We start from the raw sequence: 16,737 nt of genomic DNA, 5'->3' as shown, positions 1-16,737 counted from the left end.
CGATCCGGCCGCCGATTTCGGCACCGCGCGTGATCTAGCTCCGAACGAACAGCGCACCGCCGCGCATTCGTCAGGCAGCGTTCGGCCCGGCGCGATCCGACAGCAGTTTTCGCCCGATCGCCATCGCCTCGTCGCGCGACGCGGCGAGCAGCATCGGGTAGCCCCAGAACTTCTGGAACGTGATGCCGAACGCCTTGAACGCGAGGCGTTTGGCGGCGCTCGGCTCGACGATGATCATGGCCAGCACGAGCTTTCGCAGCTCGGCCTTGTGCTTCTTCATCCACAGCGACGTCCGCTTTCGTTCCGCCTGCGAATGCTCATGGTCTTCGCTCGGGGCGGAATCGGTCAGCACCACGAACGGCTCGCCGCGCTTCAGATTCTCTTCAAACGATGCGAAGTCCTCGTCATGATCGTGACCGGGGCCGTCTGTGTAGCTCATCCAGACGAAAGGGAAATTCGAGTTGTCCATCGGCATGGCTGGAGTCCTTATCGGTCTGTCGTGCTGATCAGGCGGCCCGAAGCCGGAGCCACGACAGCGCGGTCGCGACTGCGCCGGGAAGCGTGACGGCCAACAGCACCAAGACAACGAGATGGCCGCCATCGCGGATGCCGTCGAACACGCCCGCGAGCGTCGTCAGCACCACAAGAATCCCGCCGAGGATCAGCGACGCCCGATGGGCTGCGCGACGCTCGATCAGCGCCAGCAGAGCCGGGATCACCCAAGCGCCATAGAAAGCCGCGATCGTCCACACTTGCGCGGCGGTGAAGTTCAGCGGCGGCGTTGCCTCCTGCGCACCGGCATGCGCCAGGTAGGTGAAGATCTGAATCATGCCGTAGATCGTCACGCCGACCGCCGTGATCAGCCAAACGAGCGGAAGCCGGAGTTGTCTGCTGTCGTCCATCCCAGGTCCATCCATCTACGATCGGTCGGCGGCGGCGAGCCGCGTCAACCGGAGCCTGGCCTCGACGATAGAGCGACGCGCAATTGGCGTCATTGCGCAACCACGACATTGCATGTTTTAAACCGGCCAAATTCACTGTCGCAGCGAGCCCCCGTGGATCGGACTCTCCGAGGAGATTGGTCGTCGTATGTCGATGAGGTCCCGCGCGACCTTGTCGCGGCGAATGGCGTCGGCAGCCTCGAGAGCATCGAGCAATCCAAGCGGCATCGTCACGACAAGGCGCAGCTGCTGTATTGCGCCAGAGGCGTCGTCAACTGCGAGGTTGAAGACGGCGTCTGGATCGTGCCGCCGCAATGCGCCATCTGGATTCCCGGCGGTCTGCCGCATGCGGCCTTCGGCTCCGGCGAGGTGGAGTGCATCTGCCTTTTCGTCGCGCCGGATGCAGCCGCGGGCCTGCCGGTCACATGTTGCACGATCGCGATTGCGGATCTGCTGAGACATCTGCTGATCAGGGCCAGCGAGCTGCCGGAGCGCTACGACGTCGATGGACCGGACGGCCGCATCGTTGCGGTGTTTCTCGATGAGCTCGCCAAAGCTCCTGCCGAGCAGCTCTGCCTTCCGATCCCCTCAGATCCCCGGCTCAAGCAGCTCGCCGAGTTGTTAGTGTCATCGCCGGCGGATCACGCGACCGTTGCGGAATGGGCCGGCCGGGTCGCGCTCAGCGAGCGCAGTCTCAGCCGCATGTTGATGGACGAGATCGGCATGAGTTTCGGCCACTGGCGCCGCCAGCTCCACGTCATCCTCGCGCTGCGGCGGCTGAGCGCCGGCGAGACGGTCCAGACCGTCGCTGTCGACCTCGGCTACGAGAGCGCCAGCAGTTTCGTCACGATGTTTCGCAAGATGGTCGGCAAGCCGCCGATCCGCTATCTCGTGGAACGGCAGACAAGCGTTCCTCTTTCGAGGTCCGACTCGCCGCCCAAACCACGCTTTCGCCGGCATACGCACATCGCGGTGTCCCGCGCCCGCCCCTCCCGATGACTGCCAACCGCGCGCGTTGAGCGAGCAGCCTGATCAAAACCCTGTCCGCAGTGATGGCAAAACTGCTGTCACTGGCTCGTCCCCATTGGAATTCGAAAAGCCTATGGAAATCGATGCCTTCTATACGTTCACGATCGCCGTCATCCTGCTTCTGACCGGCAAGATCGCGACACTGAACGCGCCGCTGCTGCGCAAATATTCCATTCCCGAGCCGGTCATCGGCGGGTTCCTGTGCACAGCGGTGGTCGCCCTCAGCTACACGCTTCTCGATCGGCAGATCACCTTTGATCTCGCGATGCGCGACTTTCTGCTGCTGTTGTTTTTTGCCGGCATCGGACTGAAAGCCGAGGTCAAGATGCTTCTGGCCGGCGGCCGACCGCTGGTCATCCTGCTGTCGCTCGCTGTCGTCCTCATGCTGATCCAGAACTTCGCCGGCATGGGCATGGCTTCGCTGTTCGGACTCGAAGCCAAGGCCGGACTGATGGTGGGCTCGATCTCGCTGACCGGCGGCATCGGCACGACGCTCGCATGGGCACCGACATTCACCGAGCAGCTCGGCATCAGCAACGCGATGGAATTGGGTGTCGCGGCCAACACCGTCGGCTTGATAGCAGCTTGCATTATCGGCGGCCCGGTGGCCGCCTTCCTGATGAAGCGTCACAGTGTCGCCGCCACCGACGACCCTGAACTCTCCATCGGCGTTTCCAATGACGGCCGTCAGCCCAAGCTCGACTACTTCTGCATCCTTTGGGCTGTGCTGGCCTTGAACCTCGCCATCATCCTCGGGCTCGGCATTCATGATGCGCTGACACGCACAGGCCTGAACCTGCCCGCCTTCGTGAGCTGCCTGATGGCCGGAATCCTGATCCGCAACCTCATGCCCATCGCCGTGAGCTCGCGCGTCCAAAAACTTTGGCCCGGCGTGGACGACGGGCTGGCGCTCGTCTCAGACCTCGCCCTCGGCCTGTTCCTGACCATGGCGCTAATGGGACTTCAGCTCTGGCAGCTCAATGGCGTCTTCACCTTCGTCGCCTCGGCCCTTGTCGTGCAGATCATCCTGGCGGTCATCTTCACGATATCGATCGTGTTCCGGTTGATGGGGAAGGACTACGAGGCTGTGGTGATCTCGGCGGGCTTCGGTGGAATCGCGCTGGGCTCGACAGCCACCGCAATTGCCAACATGACAGCGGTCACCCAGCAATACGGCGCCGCCCACCGCGCCTTCATCGTCGTGCCTCTGGTGTGCGGCTTCTTCATCGATATCGTCAACGCCCTGATCATTTCCGTCTTTGTCGGTTGAGAGAGCGCGATATCACGGTTCGGGTATCCTTCGTGGATCTTTTCCGGCGACGATCCGAGCGGCTTCGAGCAGACCATGGTGAGCTTCAGGCCGAAAGAACTGCCTACAAAATGCGCCTCATGGCCGAACGCGACGTCAGCGACGGCACGATCCCGGAGGCCGGAGATGTCTAGCGGCTCACCAAGCTGCTGGGCAGGCCGCTGCACACGTATCGGAACTTCGCGGCGGCGATGCTGCGGACGGGGTGAGCGGGCGGAGATAGCCGACACTGCTTGCTCCGGTCCGGGTATCCCGACCAGAGCTTAGATTTCTGCCTTCAAATTCCTGAAGGCGTCCTCGATGTACTTGGCGAGCGGACGCTTGCCACCGTGTTCGAGCCATCGATCGACGCCAAGCCGCAGGGCGCCGATCGAGACCATGGCGACCAACCGCAAGCCGTCGCGGCGATCCTTCTTTGGCCAGATCTCGAACAGCGCGTCGGCAACACCTTGCTCGAATGTCTGATACCGGCTCTGAGCGCGAGTACCCAAGAACTCGCTGCCTGACACCAGCCCCGCGGTCGCAATCGTTTTGCGATCGCCAAACTTGGACGCGAGCTTGAGCAACGCGTTGCAAACCACATCGATGGGCTCGCCAGCCGATGAGCTCTGGAGCACAGCCGCCCTCAGTTCGTCCGTGCGTCGGCCAAGATATGCGGTGAGAATGTCGTCCTTGCTCGCGAAATAGTAGAAGAAGGTTCTGCGGGAGATGCCGGCGGCCTCGGCGATCTCATCCAGCGTCGTCGCATCAAAGCCCTTGTTGAGAAACAGCTCGAGCGCGGCGTCGGAGATGCGCTGCAAGGTCTCGCGCCGCTTTCGCTCGCGAAGGCCTTCCGGCTTCTCGGAAACGTCCTGTTTTGTCTGCAGCTCTTTCATGAGCGCCTTTTCCCATCAATTGCGCTCGAAGTAAAATTACACCTGAGTGCAATGTCTTCACAAAAGGGCCGCACTTTTAAATTACACCCGAGTGCAATTATTCACGCATCTCGGAAACCATCCTTATGCCCCCTCCCGCGCCGTCCCTTCGCCGTTCGGCCGACTTCACCTGTTGCACGGCGGTGGTTCTGTCGGGATTGATGTCGGGATGCGCCACCGCCCCCCTGAACCGTGCCGGATCGCTCCACGGCTATGCCGATCTCAAGCCGTCGGACGGGCTCGTGACCCGCTCACTCCTGAAGGTGAGCCGGGAAGACGTACTTGCAGCAAAGACGGTGCGGATTGTTCCGACGGCGTTTCCGGACCCCGACGGTCGCGGGCCGCTCACGGCGACACAGCGCAGACTCGTCACGAATGCCGCCGACAGGACACTCTGTTATGGTTTGAGTGAGCGTTTTCGGGTCGTGAGCGCAGCGGAGCCGGCCGATCTCACCGTGCGAGCCGTCATCACCCACGTCACACCAACCAACACCGTGGCAGTCGGCCTCTCCAAAGGCGCGTTCGTGGCCAAAACAGTGCTTCTTCCCGGCGTCCCCTTCCCCATTCCGCGCATCCCGATCGGCCTCGGCAGCCTGTCGCTCGAGGCCGAAGCGACCGACGACCGCGGCAACCAAAAGGCTGCGATGGTCTGGGGCCGCGGCGCCACAGCGCTCGATCCGGGTCGGGTGGCCGAGGAAGGCGACGCCTATGGTCTCGCGGCATCGTTCGGTGACGATTTCAGCAAGATGCTCGTGATCGGGAAGACGCCGTTCGGTGGCCTCCCTTCAGCTCCGTCGGCCAACGCGCTGATGGCTGCCCTCGGCGCTGCACCCAAATATCCAGCCTGCGAAGCTTTCGGAAGGTTGCCCGGCGTCGTCGGCCTGCTCGGAGACGGCATCGGCCTGCCGCCCGGCTGGACAGACCAGGGAGGCAAACAAAATCCTCCCCCGCCGACACTCGCTAACCGCGACGCAGCAGCAACCCAATAACGATTTGTTGCCGCCATCGTGCTCAGCACCGTGAGAAATTAGAGGTGATCCGACCCATCAACACCGAATACTCATCCTATGGGTCGACAAAATCATTCCCACTCAATCGTCCCCGGCGGCTTGCTCGTGACGTCGTACACCACGCGATTGACGCCCTTCACTTCGTTGATGATCCGCGTCGCGGTGGCGCCGAGGAAGGACATTTCAAACTGATAGAAGTCGGCGGTCATGCCGTCGGTCGACGTCACGGCGCGCAGGCCGACGACGTACTCATAGGTGCGGCCGTCGCCCATCACGCCGACGGTGCGGACCGGGAGCAGCACGGCGAACGCCTGCCAGATGTCGTCGTAGAGGCCCGCCTTGCGGATCTGGTCGATATACACCGCATCCGCGTTGCGCAGGATCTCCAGCTTCTCTTCGGTGATCTCGCCGGGGCAGCGGATGGCGAGGCCGGGGCCCGGGAACGGGTGGCGGCCGACGAACACGTCGGGCAACCCGAGCTCGCGCCCCAATGCGCGGACTTCGTCCTTGAACAGCTCGCGGAGCGGCTCGACCAGCTTCATGTTCATGCGTGCGGGCAGGCCGCCGACGTTGTGGTGCGACTTGATCGTCACCGACGGGCCGCCGGTGAACGACACGCTCTCGATCACGTCCGGGTACAGCGTGCCCTGCGCCAGGAAGTCGGCGCCGCCGACGCGTCTGGCCTCGGCCTCGAACACGTCGATGAACAGCTTGCCGATGGTCTTGCGCTTCTGCTCCGGATCGGTGACGCCCTTCAGCGCGCCGAGGAAGGTCTCCGACGCATCCACGTGCACCAGCGGGATGTTGTAGTGGTGGCGGAACAGGTCGACGACGGTCTTTCCTTCGTCCTTGCGCAGCAGGCCATGGTCGACGAACACGCAGGTGAGCTGATCGCCGATCGCCTCATGGATCAGCACCGCCGCCACCGCGCTATCGACGCCGCCGGACAGGCCGCAGATCACCTTGCCGCTGCCGACCTGGGTGCGGATTTTCTCGATCGCTTCCTCGCGGAAGGCGCGCATCGTCCAGTCGCCGGTGAGGCCTGCGACCTTGCGGACGAAGTTGCGCAGCAGTTTCGCGCCGTCGGGCGTGTGCACCACTTCGGGGTGGAACTGCATCGCGTAGAATTTACGGGTGTCGTCGGCGATCACCGAGATCGGCGAACCCGGCGCCTGTGCCACCGCGCGGAAACCTGCCGGCAGCTTGGTGACGCGGTCGCCATGGCTCATCCAGACGTCGTATTTGCCGCCCTTTTGCCAGACGCCGTCGAACAGCGCGCAGTCATCGGTGATCTCGATCTGGGCGCGGCCGAATTCGCGGTGGTGGCCGCCCTCGACGGTGCCGCCGAGCTGCTTGGCCAGGGTCTGTTCGCCGTAGCAGATGCCGAGCACCGGCACGCCGGCTTCCAGGATCGCCATCGGGGCACTGGGGGCGTTGTCGTCCAGCACCGAGGCCGGGCCGCCGGACAGGATCACGGCTTTCGGCTTCATCTCGGCGAAGGCGGCCTCCGCCTTCTGGAACGGCACGATCTCGGAATACACGCCCTCCTCGCGGACGCGGCGGGCGATCAGCTGGGTGACCTGCGAGCCGAAGTCGACGATCAGGATCTTCTCGTGGATCGCAGCGACGTGCGGCGAGGTGTCGGCGCCAGAGGGGACGACGGACGAAGCGGAGGATGTGCTGGGGGCTGTCATGGGCAGCAGATACGCGACCGCAGCCCGGCTCGCAACGGGGAAAACAGGATGAGCGGCAGCGTCCCCTGACCTCTCCCCATGCACAGCGCGACCTCTCCCCGCGGGCGGGGAGCGGTCGGCCCGGCGGAGCGCAGCGAAGCCGGGTCGGGTGAGGGGGCGCCTCCACAAGGCCGAGTTTCAGTGCTCGCGGCGCCCTCACCCCAGCCCTCTCCCGCGCGCGGGAGAGGGAGCGCGCCGTGCTTGGGGCTAGCCCTTGCGCAAAACGCTGACGAAAAACCCGTCGGTGCCGGTGCGGCGCGGGGTCATCAGCAGGCCTTCGGGGGCGGTCCAGGCGGCGGCGAGGAACAGCTCGGCCTTGTCCCACAGAGCGGCGGCGACTTCGGCCGGCGGGACCACGGCGAACTCGGGATGGGCGGCGGTGAAAGCCTGGATCTGGCCGGTATTTTCGGGCGCCAGCACCGAGCAGGTGACGTAGGCGATGCGCCCGCCGGGCTTCACCAGCCGCGCGGCGCGGCCCAGCACCTCGGCCTGGTCCTTGAGCCGGATCTCCAGCGCGCCGGGGCGCATTCGCCATTTGGCGTCGGGGTTGCGGCGCCAGGTGCCGGTGCCGGTGCACGGCGCGTCGACCAGCACCAGATCGGCGCTGCCGTTGATGTCGGCCAGCGGGTCGGCGTCGCCCTTCGGCGCCCGCACCTCGGCATTGTGGACGCCGGCGCGCGACAGCCGCTCGTGGATCGGGGCAAGCTGGCGCTTGTCGCCGTCGGTGGCCATCAGCCGGCCCTTGCCCTGCATCATCGCCGCCAGCGCCAGGGTCTTGCCGCCGGCCCCGGCGCAGAGGTCGATCACCTGCTCGCCGGGTTTGGCGGCGGAAAACAGCGCGGCAAGCTGCGAGCCCTCGTCCTGGACCTCGACCGCGCCCTTGATGAAATCCGGCTCGGCCTGCACGCCGGGATTGCGGGCGTCGGCCGGCAGATCGATCCGCAGCCCCCATGGCGACCACGGCGACGCCTTGGCGCGCAGATGCGCGAGCGAGGTCAGCACCTTGTCGCGCGAGGCCTTCAGGGAGTTGACGCGCAGGTCGAGCGGCGCCCGGCTGGCCATCGCCGCCGCCTCGGCGACGCGGGCCTCGCCGAACATCTCGGCAAGCGCGCCGTCGAGCCATTCCGGATAGTCGCCGGCGATATGCGGCGGCGCGCCCTGCAGGGTGCGCGTCGACAGCGCGGCGTGTTCGGCGTCGCTGAGAGGCTCCGGCGCGAACCGGCTGCCGTCGCACAGCGCCGCGATCGCCTCCGCCGTCATACCGCGCTCCAGCTTCAGCATGCCCAGCACCCGCGCCCGGGCGGTATCGGAATCCATGATGAACGCGCTCGACGCCCGCCGGCGCAACACGTCCCACACCAAGCCGGCGATCGCCGAGCGATCCCCCGAGCCCGCGTAGCGATGCGCGGTGCCCCATTCCTTCAGCGCCTTGGCAGCGGGAATACGCTGGCTGTCGATGGCGGAAATCAAGTCGATGGCTGCGGACAGCCGTGCGGCGGGGGTCATGCGGAGCTTTCAATCAGGGTCAGGGCGCGCAACGCGCCGAGCGGCGTCACAACAAGACGACACGCTCCAGGGCGGTATCGGTCCGACGCTTTCAGGCTCCCGCTATAGCTGCCGCCCCCGCCGATGACAATCGAACCACCGCAACGCAGAGTCCCGGCGCTGCCGGGGCTCCGCTGCACTGTCTTAGAATCAGGCTCGTTCCGGCCCGACACGGACGAGCTGCTTGCCGAAATTGGCGCCCTTCAGCAGGCCCATGAACGCCTCGGGCGCATTCTCCAGGCCGTCGGTGACGAACTCCTTGTACTTGACCTGACCGTCGCGCACCCAGCCCGACATCTCGCGTAGAAATTCCTGACGCCGGCCGGCAAAATCGCTGACGATGAAGCCGCGGATGGTGAGCCGCTTGGTCAGCACATGGCGCATCAAGGCGGTCGCCCATTTCGGCGTCGGCGGCGTCTCGAACGCGTTGTACTGGGCAATCAGCCCGCACACCGGCATCCGGGCAAAGCTGTTGAACAGCGGAAACACCGCCTCGAACACTTCGCCGCCGACATTCTCGAAGTACACGTCGATGCCGTTGGGGCACGCCGCCTTCAGCTTCGCGGCGAGATCGGGATCGCGGTGATCGAGACAGTCGTCGAAGCCGAGCTCCTGCTTGACGTAGTCGCACTTGTCCTTGCCGCCGGCGATGCCGATCGCGCGTGCCCCCTTGACCTTGGCGATCTGGCCCACGGCAGAACCGACCGCGCCCGAGGCCGCGGCGACCACGACAGTCTCGCCTTCCTTCGGCTGGCCGATGTCGAGCAGGCCGGTGTAGGCGGTCATCCCCGGCATGCCGAGCACGCCGACCGCGGTCGAAATCGGCCCGAGCGCCGGATCGATCTTGCGCAGCGGCTTGGCATCGGCGACCGCATGCGTCGTCCAGCCCGAATGCGCCAGCACGATGTCGCCCTTGGCAAAACCCGGGCTGTTGCTGTCGATCACTTCGCAGACGGTGCCGCCTTCCATCACGCCGCCGACCGGAACCGGCTGCGCGTAGGACGGCCCGTCGCTCATCCGGCCGCGCATATAAGGATCGAGCGACAGCCAGATCGTGCGCAGCAGCACCTGGCCCTCGCCGGGCGCCGGAACGTCGAACTCCTCGATGCGGAAATTCTGCGACGTCGGCTCGCCGACCGGACGCGACGCGAGCACGATACGCTGACCCTTGGACATTTCGTTTCCTTTTTTGATGTTCGTTGGTCGTCAGGCCGCGACTGTAGGCGACCCCACAGCATTCGCCAACTGCGGCAGGCTGCGCAGACAGCCTGCCGCTCGTCATTCCGGGGCGCGCGAAGCGCGAACCCGGAATCTCGCAGTTCGGGGCACCGCAGAGACTGCAACAATCTCAAGATTCCGGGTTCGCGCGTTTCACGCGCGCCCCGGAATGACTGTGGAGAGGTTGTTACTTAAGTCAGTCGCCTCACACACCGCCCGGATAGTTCGGGCTTTCGCGGGTGATGGTGACGTCGTGGACGTGGCTTTCGCGCAGGCCGGCGCCGGTGATGCGGACGAACTGCGCCTTGGTGTGGAATTCGCCGAGGTCCTTGGCGCCGACATAGCCCATCGCCGCGCGCAGGCCGCCGGCGAGCTGGTGCACGACGTTGCCGACCGGGCCCTTGTACGGCACCTGGCCCTCGATGCCTTCCGGCACCAGTTTCAGCGTGTCCTTGATGTCCTGCTGGAAGTAACGATCGGCCGAGCCGCGCGCCATCGCGCCGACCGAGCCCATGCCGCGATACGCCTTGTAGGAGCGGCCCTGCCACAGGAACACTTCGCCCGGGGTCTCGTCGGTGCCGGCGAGCAAGGAACCGACCATCGCGATGTCGGCGCCGGCGGCGAGCGCCTTGGCGAGATCGCCCGAATACTTGATGCCGCCGTCGGCGATCACCGGCACGTCGGCCTTCTTGCAGGCCTCGACCGCATCCATGATGGCGGTGAGCTGCGGCACACCGACGCCGGCGACGATCCGCGTGGTGCAGATCGAGCCCGGACCGATGCCGACCTTGACGGCGTCGGCGCCGGAATCGATCAGCGCCTGGGCACCGTCGCGGGTGGCGATGTTGCCGGCGATCACCTGTACTTCGTTGGAGATCCGCTTGATCCGCGTCACTGTTTCGAGCACGCGCGCCGAATGGCCGTGCGCGGTGTCGACCACCACGACGTCGACGCCGGCTTCGATCAGCCGCTCGGTGCGCTCGAATCCGCCCTCGCCGACCGTGGTCGCCGCGGCGACGCGGAGCCGGCCCTGCGCGTCCTTGCTGGCGAGCGGATGCGCGACCGCCTTCTCCATGTCCTTGACGGTGATCAGGCCGACGCAGCGATACTGCTCGTCGACCACCAGCAGCTTCTCGATGCGGTGCTGATGCAGCAATTTCTTGGCTTCGTCCTGGCTGACGCCCTCGCGCACGGTGACGAGGTTCTCATGCGTCATGAGTTCCGACACTTTCTGCGCCGGATCTGTGGCGAAGCGAACGTCGCGGTTGGTGAGAATGCCGACCAGCTTACCGGGGCCGTGGCCGTGGCCGCCGGTGACCACCGGAATGCCGGAGAAGCCGTACTGATTCATCAGTGCCAGCGCGTCGGCCAGCTTGGCGTCGGGGCTGATGGTCAGCGGGTTGACCACCATGCCGGACTCGAACTTCTTGACCTGGCGGACCTGCGCGGCCTGGCCCTCGGGATCGAAATTGCGGTGGATCACGCCGAGGCCGCCGGCCTGCGCCATCGCGATCGCCATCCGGGCTTCGGTGACGGTGTCCATTGCCGAGGCGATGATCGGGATGTTGAGCGGGATCGCGCGGGTGATGCGCGAGCGGATGTCGACCTCAGACGGCAGCACGTCCGACAGGCCCGGCTTCAGCAGCACGTCGTCGAAGGTGAGAGCTTCGATAAATTGCGGGGATGCGCTCACTGACGCCATGGCCAACTCCGTTCAGCGGCGCCGAAGGCCGCGCTCGATTTTGCGGGGACGGGAGGCACGTTCGGCGCCGCTGGGTGCGGCACCGTCGAATCGAGCCCGTCGGTAGGGTTGGCGGTGGTCGATAGCATGGGGATATGACGAATCAAAGAGGCAAGCACGACAGCCCCGCTCCGCTCCCCAGGCATTCCTCACTCGGCCGCCAATGAGCCGGAAATCATCGTGTTTTCAGAGATTTCGCTGACGGCATCGCCGGCATCATCAACGATAGCCGTCTCGCAGATCACCAGAACGACGAGGATTCCCGAGACGATTTCCGGGCGAGATCCCGATCTATTGCGCGAGCGAACCCTCGCGAACCGTCCCTCAGCGCCGATAGCCCGGCGGCGGTCCGTGTTCACGGATCGCCTCGACAACCTCGCGGTGCATGCGTTTTTCGCGCTCCATCCGCACCGCGATCAGCGCGTGCAGCGACGGGATCACGAGCAGCGGCTGAAAGATCAGCCCGAGCACGATGCACACCACAAGCAGCACGAGGTTGAACACCGCCGACAGCGGCTGGCCGTTGAACAGCAGGCCGAGCGGCGGCAGGAATGCGGCGAGCAGATAGATCATCGGCCAATCTCCGTCGCGGAACCAATCGAGGCGCCGCTCAGCATCACCGGCAGCACACTCGAAAGCGATTTCCGCCTTGAGGAAAGCGTGCCGGTCACGGAGGATTTAGGTAACCGCGCAAGCTCCGCAATAGCGGGGGCCGCGGCACGATGCTACAGCCCGAGCGCCCTCTTGTTGTCCGAAATCTCGCATGAACAAAGAACGAGTCATCCCGCTGATCGTGGCTGCGGCGCTGTTCATGGAGAACATGGACGCCACCGTGATCGCGACGTCGCTGCCGGCGATCGCCGCCGATATCGGCACCTCGCCGCTGACGCTGAAGCTGGCGATCACCTCGTATCTGCTGTCGCTGGCGGTGTTCATTCCGGCTTCCGGCTGGACCGCCGACCGGTTCGGCGCCCGCACCGTGTTCTCGATCGCGATCGCGGTGTTCATGGTCGGCTCGATCGGTTGCGCGCTGTCGGGCTCGATCACCGATTTCGTCGTCGCCCGAATTATCCAGGGCATAGGCGGCGCAATGATGACTCCGGTCGGCCGACTGGTGCTATTGCGCTCGATCGACAAGAGCGCGCTGGTCGGGGCGATGGCCTGGGTGACGGTCCCGGCGCTGATCGGCCCGGTGATCGGCCCGCCGCTCGGCGGCTTCATCACCACGTATTTCTCCTGGCACTGGATCTTCCTGATCAACATCCCGATCGGGCTGATCGGGATCGCCATGGCCCTGCGCTACATCGACCCGATCCGCATCGACCGGCTGGAGAAATTCGACCTGTGGGGGCTGGTGCTGGCCGGGATCGGCGTCGCAGGTATCGCCTTCGGGCTGTCGGTCGCCGGCCTCAATCTGCTGCCGTGGTGGATCGTGATCGGTCTGATCGGCGTCGGCGCGATCGCGATGACGCTGTACGTGTTTCACGCGCGCCGCGTCGCCTCGCCGGTATTGGACTTTTCGCTGCTGCGCCTGACGACGCTTCGGGCCTCGATCGTCGGCGGCTTTCTGTTCAGGCTCGGCATCGGCGCGCTGCCGTTCCTACTGCCGTTGTTGATGCAGATCGGGTTCGGCCTGTCGCCGTTTCACTCCGGTCTCGTCACCTTCGCCTCCGCGGTCGGTGCGATCGGCATGAAGACGCTGGCGGCGCGGATCATCCGCACCTTCGGCTTCCGCAACATCATGACGGTGAACGCCGTGGTCAGTTCGGTGTTTCTCGCCGCCTGCGCGCTGTTCACCCCGGGCACGCCGCTGCTGCTGATCATGATCATCCTGGTAGTCGGCGGCTTCTTCCGCTCGCTGCAATTCACCGCCATCAACACCGTGGCCTATGCGGAGGTCGAGCAGGCGCAGATGAGCCGGGCGACCACGCTGGTCAGCGTCGGCCAGCAGCTCTCGATCTCCGCCGGCGTCGCGATCGGCGCGTTCTCGGTGGAAACCACGATGGCGCTGCGCCAGGTCACCGAACTGAGCGCGGCCGACTTCAGTCCGGCCTTCGTCGTGGTGGCCGTGCTGGCGGCGCTGTCGGCGTATTTCTTCTGGCAGATGCCGGACGACGCCGGCCACGAGATCTCGGGCCGCAAGGCGATCGCGATCGCCAGCAAGAAGGGTGTCGCCTCGGCAGCCACCAAGGCTGCGTCGGAGGAGACCCAGGACGCGCGCGATCAGCGGCTGTGATCGAACCGGAACCGCCCTCTTCCGCCTGCCGCGACCTCAGCCGAACTGTTCATCCTGTTCCGGTCCGTTGCCGTGACGGATCGCCAGGCGGAGCACGTCGTTGCAGATCGGGCAGCGATAATGCGGCACATCGAACGTCGCATTGGCGTGCTCGATCTCGATCAGCTCCCGATCGACGCCGCAGGCCCTGCACATCGGCGTAGGAATCTCCATTGGTCCCCCGATTCGCCCGATGGATGTCGACAAGCCTATGGGAATGACGGGGAAGCGCTCTGTAGAAAGCTACCTTTACCAACAATTAACCAGATGAATTCGCCGATCTAAACCGCGACTAAGTTGCAGTCTCGCAAGACGAGACGCCAAACAGACGGCGTCACGCCGGTTCGCCGTCCGCCGCGACATCACGCGCCGCCCCGCCGCGAAATCCGGTCGCCAGCAAATAGCGCTCGGACGAGTCCTTGCGGCTTGCCGCCGGCTTGACGTGCTTGACCGCCGCATAGTCGCGCTTCAGCTCGGCCATCAGCGCCGCATCGGCGCCGCTCTGGAACACCTTGGCGAGAAACGCCCCGCCCGGCTTCAACACTTCGGCCGCGAACATCGCCGCGGTCTCGACCAGGCCGACGATGCGGAGCTGGTCGGTCTTGCGATGGCCGGTGGTGTTGGCGGCCATGTCGCTCATCACCAGATCGGCGCCACCGCCGAGCATGTCGCGCAGCCGGTCCGGCGCCGAGGGATCGAGAAAATCGAGCTGCGCGAAGGTGACGCCGGGCACCTCGCCCATTTCCAGCAGATCGATCGCCACCACCTTGCCGCGTCCCTCGGCGGCGCCGACTTTCTTGGCCGCAACCTGACTCCAGCCGCCGGGCGCGGCGCCGAGGTCGACCACCGCCATGCCGGGCTTGAGCAGCCGGAACTTGTCGTCGATCTCGGTCAGCTTGTAGGCCGCGCGCGAGCGGTAGCCGTCGCGCTTGGCCTGCGCCACGTAAGGATCGTTGAGCTGGCGCTCCAGCCACAGCTTGGACGACAGCTTCATCCGCCCGCCGCTCTTGACGGTGACGCGCATTCGTCCGGTGGTGTCCTTGGCCATGATTCGCTTGCGATCGAGGGATAAGGCCGCTGCTTAGCAGACGGGCGCGGAAAAACCAGTACGGAACCGGCGCCCGACGGCCCCCGGAATCGGCCTGCGACGATGCCGCGCTGGTTTGGGGCCTTGCCGGCTGATCAAGATCAAGACATCGACCGCTGCATAGAATACCTCCCGGTGGTCCAACAGGGTGGGATCATGTCGTTTGTCGCGTTCACTTCCGCCGTTTTGGCGCTGCTGCTCGCTCCGGGCCCGACCAACACCCTGATCGGCCTCGCCGGCGCAAAGGGCGGGCTCGGACGCGTCGCGCGGCTGCTGCCGGCGGAACTGCTCGGCTATCTGACGGCGATCCTGCCGATCGCCTATCTCGGTGCCGACCTGATGGCGGCGCTGCCGGCCGCAGCTCTGATCGTGAAGGTCGCCGCGGCTGCGTGGGTGATGCTGCTGGCGGTGCGGCTGTGGCACCTGAATCCGTCCGGCGCGACCGGGGCGGTTTCGGCGCGCCGGGTCTATCTGACAACGTTACTAAACCCGAAGGCGCTGATCTTCGGCCTGGTGCTGTTGCCGGCTCCGCACGAGGTCGACTTCGCCGCCCATCTGATGATGTTCTGTCTGATGGTCGGCGCGGTGGCGCTTCTGTGGGGCTTTGCCGGCACCATGACGCAGATCGGCGCCGGCGGCGATCATCGTTTTCGGCTGACGCAGCGGATCGCCTCGCTCTGGCTGGCGCTGGTGTCGCTGTCGCTGATCGCCGACGCGCTGACCACCGCCTGAGCCGCCGCTACTCGGCCGCGGTCGTGCGATCACACCGGACCGAGCACGCCGTCTTCGCGCATCATTTCGACCAGCATGCCCTCGCGCAAACCGCGATCGGCGACACGCAGCCGCGGCAGCGGAAACGCCGCGCGGACCGCATCGAGGATGGCGCAGCCGGCGAGCACCAGATCGGCGCGTTCGTTACCGATGCACTGGTTATGGGCACGGTCGTGATAACTCATGCTGCGCAGCTTATCGACCGTGGCGCTGAGTTCGGCGTCACTCATCCAGATGCCGTCGACCCGCCGCCGGTCGTAGCGGATCAGGTCGAGATACAGCCCGGCCAGCGTCGTCACCGTGCCGGAGGTGCCGAGCAGGTGCATCCGGCCGAGATCGCCGCCGTGCTGCGCGGCGAACGGCGCGACGTGCTTGGCGACCTCGGCGACCATCGACGTGTAGGTCTCCGGCGTCACCACCTTACCGCCGAACGCCTCGGCCAGCGTCACCACGCCGAGCGGCACCGACATCCACGCCTGAATTCGCGGCGGCACGTCCGGCCGCTCCGGATCACGTGCAATCCGCACCAACTCGCTGGAACCGCCGCCGATATCGAACAGGATCGCGCCGCGTCCGTTCGGATCGAGCAGCGGCGAGCAGCCGGTCGCGGCGAGCCGCGCCTCGGTCTCGCGATCGATGATCTCCAGACGGATGCCGGTGGCCTGCGCCACCCTGTCACAAAACTCGTCGGCATTGCTGGCGGCGCGGCAGGCCTCGGTGGCGATCAGGCGCTGCCGCTTGGCCTTGCGGGCGTCGATCTTGTCGCGGCACACCGCCAGAGCCGAGATTGCGCGTCCGATCGCCGCCTCGCTGATCCGGCCGGTGGTGGCGACGCCCTCGCCGAGCCGGATGATCCGCGAGAACGAGTCGACCACGCGAAAGCCGTCGCCCGCCGGCCGCGCGATCAGCAGCCGGCAGTTATTGGTGCCGAGATCGAGCGCGGCGTAAACGCCGTCGCCGTGCGGCGCGCTGATGTGCTCCTCCTCGGCGATCGCAACGATCGCGTGCGGTTCCTCCCCCGGCAGCGAGCCCGGGCGAAGCCGCGTTTCATCGTCCATCAAACTCGTCTTTCCGCGGCCGTGCACGGCCGGCGTCGAAATCATCATTCACGGAAAGTTTAGCAGCGCACCGCCCCGGCGCAACCCACCTGCGGGCGAAGCATGC

General features: G+C 65.7%; 16 protein-coding genes. 5 read left to right on the top strand and 11 right to left on the bottom strand.

Features of this window, described 5'->3' with window-relative positions:
• Positions 1-70: 70 nt before the first annotated feature.
• Both FLL57_RS06925 and FLL57_RS06920 read right to left on the bottom strand, forming a co-directional pair.
• Positions 71-475, bottom strand: coding sequence for a hypothetical protein (locus FLL57_RS06925; RefSeq protein ID WP_013502942.1), 405 nt, complete (start codon positions 473-475; stop codon positions 71-73).
• A 31-nt stretch (positions 476-506) separates the two neighbouring features.
• Positions 507-845, bottom strand: coding sequence for a hypothetical protein (locus FLL57_RS06920; protein ID WP_235677227.1), 339 nt, complete (start codon positions 843-845; stop codon positions 507-509).
• Positions 846-884: 39 nt separating this feature from the next.
• Here FLL57_RS06920 and FLL57_RS06915 point away from each other — a divergent pair, with 39 nt between their 5' ends.
• Positions 885-1,940 carry an AraC family transcriptional regulator gene (locus FLL57_RS06915; protein ID WP_235677226.1) on the top strand — a complete coding sequence of 352 codons (1,056 nt, stop codon included), beginning with the start codon at positions 885-887 and terminating at the stop codon, positions 1,938-1,940.
• A 103-nt stretch (positions 1,941-2,043) separates the two neighbouring features.
• A complete protein-coding gene (gene gltS, locus FLL57_RS06910; RefSeq protein WP_142882491.1) occupies positions 2,044-3,240 on the top strand; it encodes a sodium/glutamate symporter in 1,197 nt (398 codons plus the stop codon).
• A gap of 302 nt (positions 3,241-3,542) precedes the next feature.
• Here the strand turns inward: gltS and FLL57_RS06900 are convergent, their stop codons facing one another.
• Complete coding sequence (locus tag FLL57_RS06900; RefSeq protein ID WP_013502946.1) at positions 3,543-4,154, bottom strand: TetR family transcriptional regulator; 612 nt, start codon at positions 4,152-4,154, stop codon at positions 3,543-3,545.
• Between the two features lie 125 nt (positions 4,155-4,279).
• Between FLL57_RS06900 and FLL57_RS06895 the strand changes: the two genes are divergently transcribed.
• Positions 4,280-5,182 carry a DUF3313 domain-containing protein gene (locus tag FLL57_RS06895; RefSeq protein WP_013502947.1) on the top strand — a complete coding sequence of 301 codons (903 nt, stop codon included), beginning with the start codon at positions 4,280-4,282 and terminating at the stop codon, positions 5,180-5,182.
• Positions 5,183-5,274: 92 nt separating this feature from the next.
• On the opposite strand, the gene guaA is transcribed toward FLL57_RS06895, so the two are convergent.
• From guaA to FLL57_RS06870, 5 genes are all read right to left on the bottom strand, one after another.
• Positions 5,275-6,897 (bottom strand): glutamine-hydrolyzing GMP synthase, encoded by a 1,623-nt coding sequence (guaA, locus tag FLL57_RS06890; protein WP_142882490.1) that lies wholly within the window; start codon positions 6,895-6,897, stop codon positions 5,275-5,277.
• A 246-nt stretch (positions 6,898-7,143) separates the two neighbouring features.
• The gene (locus FLL57_RS06885) at positions 7,144-8,442 is read right to left on the bottom strand and encodes an RsmB/NOP family class I SAM-dependent RNA methyltransferase (protein WP_142882489.1); all 1,299 of its coding nucleotides are present in this window, start codon (positions 8,440-8,442) and stop codon (positions 7,144-7,146) included.
• A 189-nt stretch (positions 8,443-8,631) separates the two neighbouring features.
• On the bottom strand, positions 8,632-9,657 hold the full coding sequence (locus FLL57_RS06880; protein WP_142882488.1) for an NADP-dependent oxidoreductase: 1,026 nt from the start codon (positions 9,655-9,657) through the stop codon (positions 8,632-8,634).
• A 247-nt stretch (positions 9,658-9,904) separates the two neighbouring features.
• Positions 9,905-11,401: an IMP dehydrogenase gene (guaB, locus tag FLL57_RS06875; RefSeq protein ID WP_142882487.1), complete on the bottom strand. Its 1,497-nt coding sequence runs from the start codon at positions 11,399-11,401 to the stop codon at positions 9,905-9,907.
• A 363-nt stretch (positions 11,402-11,764) separates the two neighbouring features.
• On the bottom strand, positions 11,765-12,013 hold the full coding sequence (locus FLL57_RS06870) for a hypothetical protein (RefSeq protein WP_013503008.1): 249 nt from the start codon (positions 12,011-12,013) through the stop codon (positions 11,765-11,767).
• 190 nt (positions 12,014-12,203) lie between these two features.
• On the opposite strand from FLL57_RS06870, the gene FLL57_RS06865 reads away from it, so the two are divergent.
• On the top strand, positions 12,204-13,676 hold the full coding sequence (locus FLL57_RS06865) for an MFS transporter (RefSeq protein ID WP_142882486.1): 1,473 nt from the start codon (positions 12,204-12,206) through the stop codon (positions 13,674-13,676).
• 36 nt (positions 13,677-13,712) lie between these two features.
• Here the strand turns inward: FLL57_RS06865 and FLL57_RS23290 are convergent, their stop codons facing one another.
• Positions 13,713-13,889 (bottom strand): hypothetical protein, encoded by a 177-nt coding sequence (locus FLL57_RS23290; protein ID WP_185966195.1) that lies wholly within the window; start codon positions 13,887-13,889, stop codon positions 13,713-13,715.
• Positions 13,890-14,049: 160 nt separating this feature from the next.
• Positions 14,050-14,763: an RlmE family RNA methyltransferase gene (locus tag FLL57_RS06860; protein ID WP_142882485.1), complete on the bottom strand. Its 714-nt coding sequence runs from the start codon at positions 14,761-14,763 to the stop codon at positions 14,050-14,052.
• Between the two features lie 195 nt (positions 14,764-14,958).
• Here FLL57_RS06860 and FLL57_RS06855 point away from each other — a divergent pair, with 195 nt between their 5' ends.
• Complete coding sequence (locus FLL57_RS06855) at positions 14,959-15,534, top strand: hypothetical protein (protein WP_142882484.1); 576 nt, start codon at positions 14,959-14,961, stop codon at positions 15,532-15,534.
• 29 nt (positions 15,535-15,563) lie between these two features.
• Here the strand turns inward: FLL57_RS06855 and FLL57_RS06850 are convergent, their stop codons facing one another.
• A complete protein-coding gene (locus tag FLL57_RS06850; protein ID WP_142882483.1) occupies positions 15,564-16,631 on the bottom strand; it encodes a Ppx/GppA phosphatase family protein in 1,068 nt (355 codons plus the stop codon).
• Between the last annotated feature and the right edge of the window lie 106 nt (positions 16,632-16,737).

Origin of the sequence: Rhodopseudomonas palustris (assembly GCF_007005445.1) — a bacterium.
In the GTDB taxonomy this organism is placed as follows: domain Bacteria; phylum Pseudomonadota; class Alphaproteobacteria; order Rhizobiales; family Xanthobacteraceae; genus Rhodopseudomonas; species Rhodopseudomonas palustris_G.
This window is presented reverse-complemented; position numbering and strand designations above follow the sequence as displayed.

Excerpts from the sequence above, each read along its gene's own strand:
- FLL57_RS06925 (WP_013502942.1), bottom strand. The coding sequence starts at position 475 with ATGCCGATGGACAACTCGAATTTCCCTTTCGTCTGGATGAGCTACACA.
- gltS (WP_142882491.1), top strand. The coding sequence starts at position 2,044 with ATGGAAATCGATGCCTTCTATACGTTCACGATCGCCGTCATCCTGCTT.
- FLL57_RS06900 (WP_013502946.1), bottom strand. The coding sequence starts at position 4,154 with ATGAAAGAGCTGCAGACAAAACAGGACGTTTCCGAGAAGCCGGAAGGC.
- FLL57_RS06895 (WP_013502947.1), top strand. The coding sequence starts at position 4,280 with ATGCCCCCTCCCGCGCCGTCCCTTCGCCGTTCGGCCGACTTCACCTGT.
- guaA (WP_142882490.1), bottom strand. The coding sequence starts at position 6,897 with ATGACAGCCCCCAGCACATCCTCCGCTTCGTCCGTCGTCCCCTCTGGC.
- FLL57_RS06885 (WP_142882489.1), bottom strand. The coding sequence starts at position 8,442 with ATGACCCCCGCCGCACGGCTGTCCGCAGCCATCGACTTGATTTCCGCC.
- FLL57_RS06880 (WP_142882488.1), bottom strand. The coding sequence starts at position 9,657 with ATGTCCAAGGGTCAGCGTATCGTGCTCGCGTCGCGTCCGGTCGGCGAG.
- guaB (WP_142882487.1), bottom strand. The coding sequence starts at position 11,401 with ATGGCGTCAGTGAGCGCATCCCCGCAATTTATCGAAGCTCTCACCTTC.
- FLL57_RS06870 (WP_013503008.1), bottom strand. The coding sequence starts at position 12,013 with ATGATCTATCTGCTCGCCGCATTCCTGCCGCCGCTCGGCCTGCTGTTC.
- FLL57_RS06865 (WP_142882486.1), top strand. The coding sequence starts at position 12,204 with ATGAACAAAGAACGAGTCATCCCGCTGATCGTGGCTGCGGCGCTGTTC.
- FLL57_RS23290 (WP_185966195.1), bottom strand. The coding sequence starts at position 13,889 with ATGGAGATTCCTACGCCGATGTGCAGGGCCTGCGGCGTCGATCGGGAG.
- FLL57_RS06860 (WP_142882485.1), bottom strand. The coding sequence starts at position 14,763 with ATGGCCAAGGACACCACCGGACGAATGCGCGTCACCGTCAAGAGCGGC.
- FLL57_RS06855 (WP_142882484.1), top strand. The coding sequence starts at position 14,959 with ATGTCGTTTGTCGCGTTCACTTCCGCCGTTTTGGCGCTGCTGCTCGCT.
- FLL57_RS06850 (WP_142882483.1), bottom strand. The coding sequence starts at position 16,631 with ATGGACGATGAAACGCGGCTTCGCCCGGGCTCGCTGCCGGGGGAGGAA.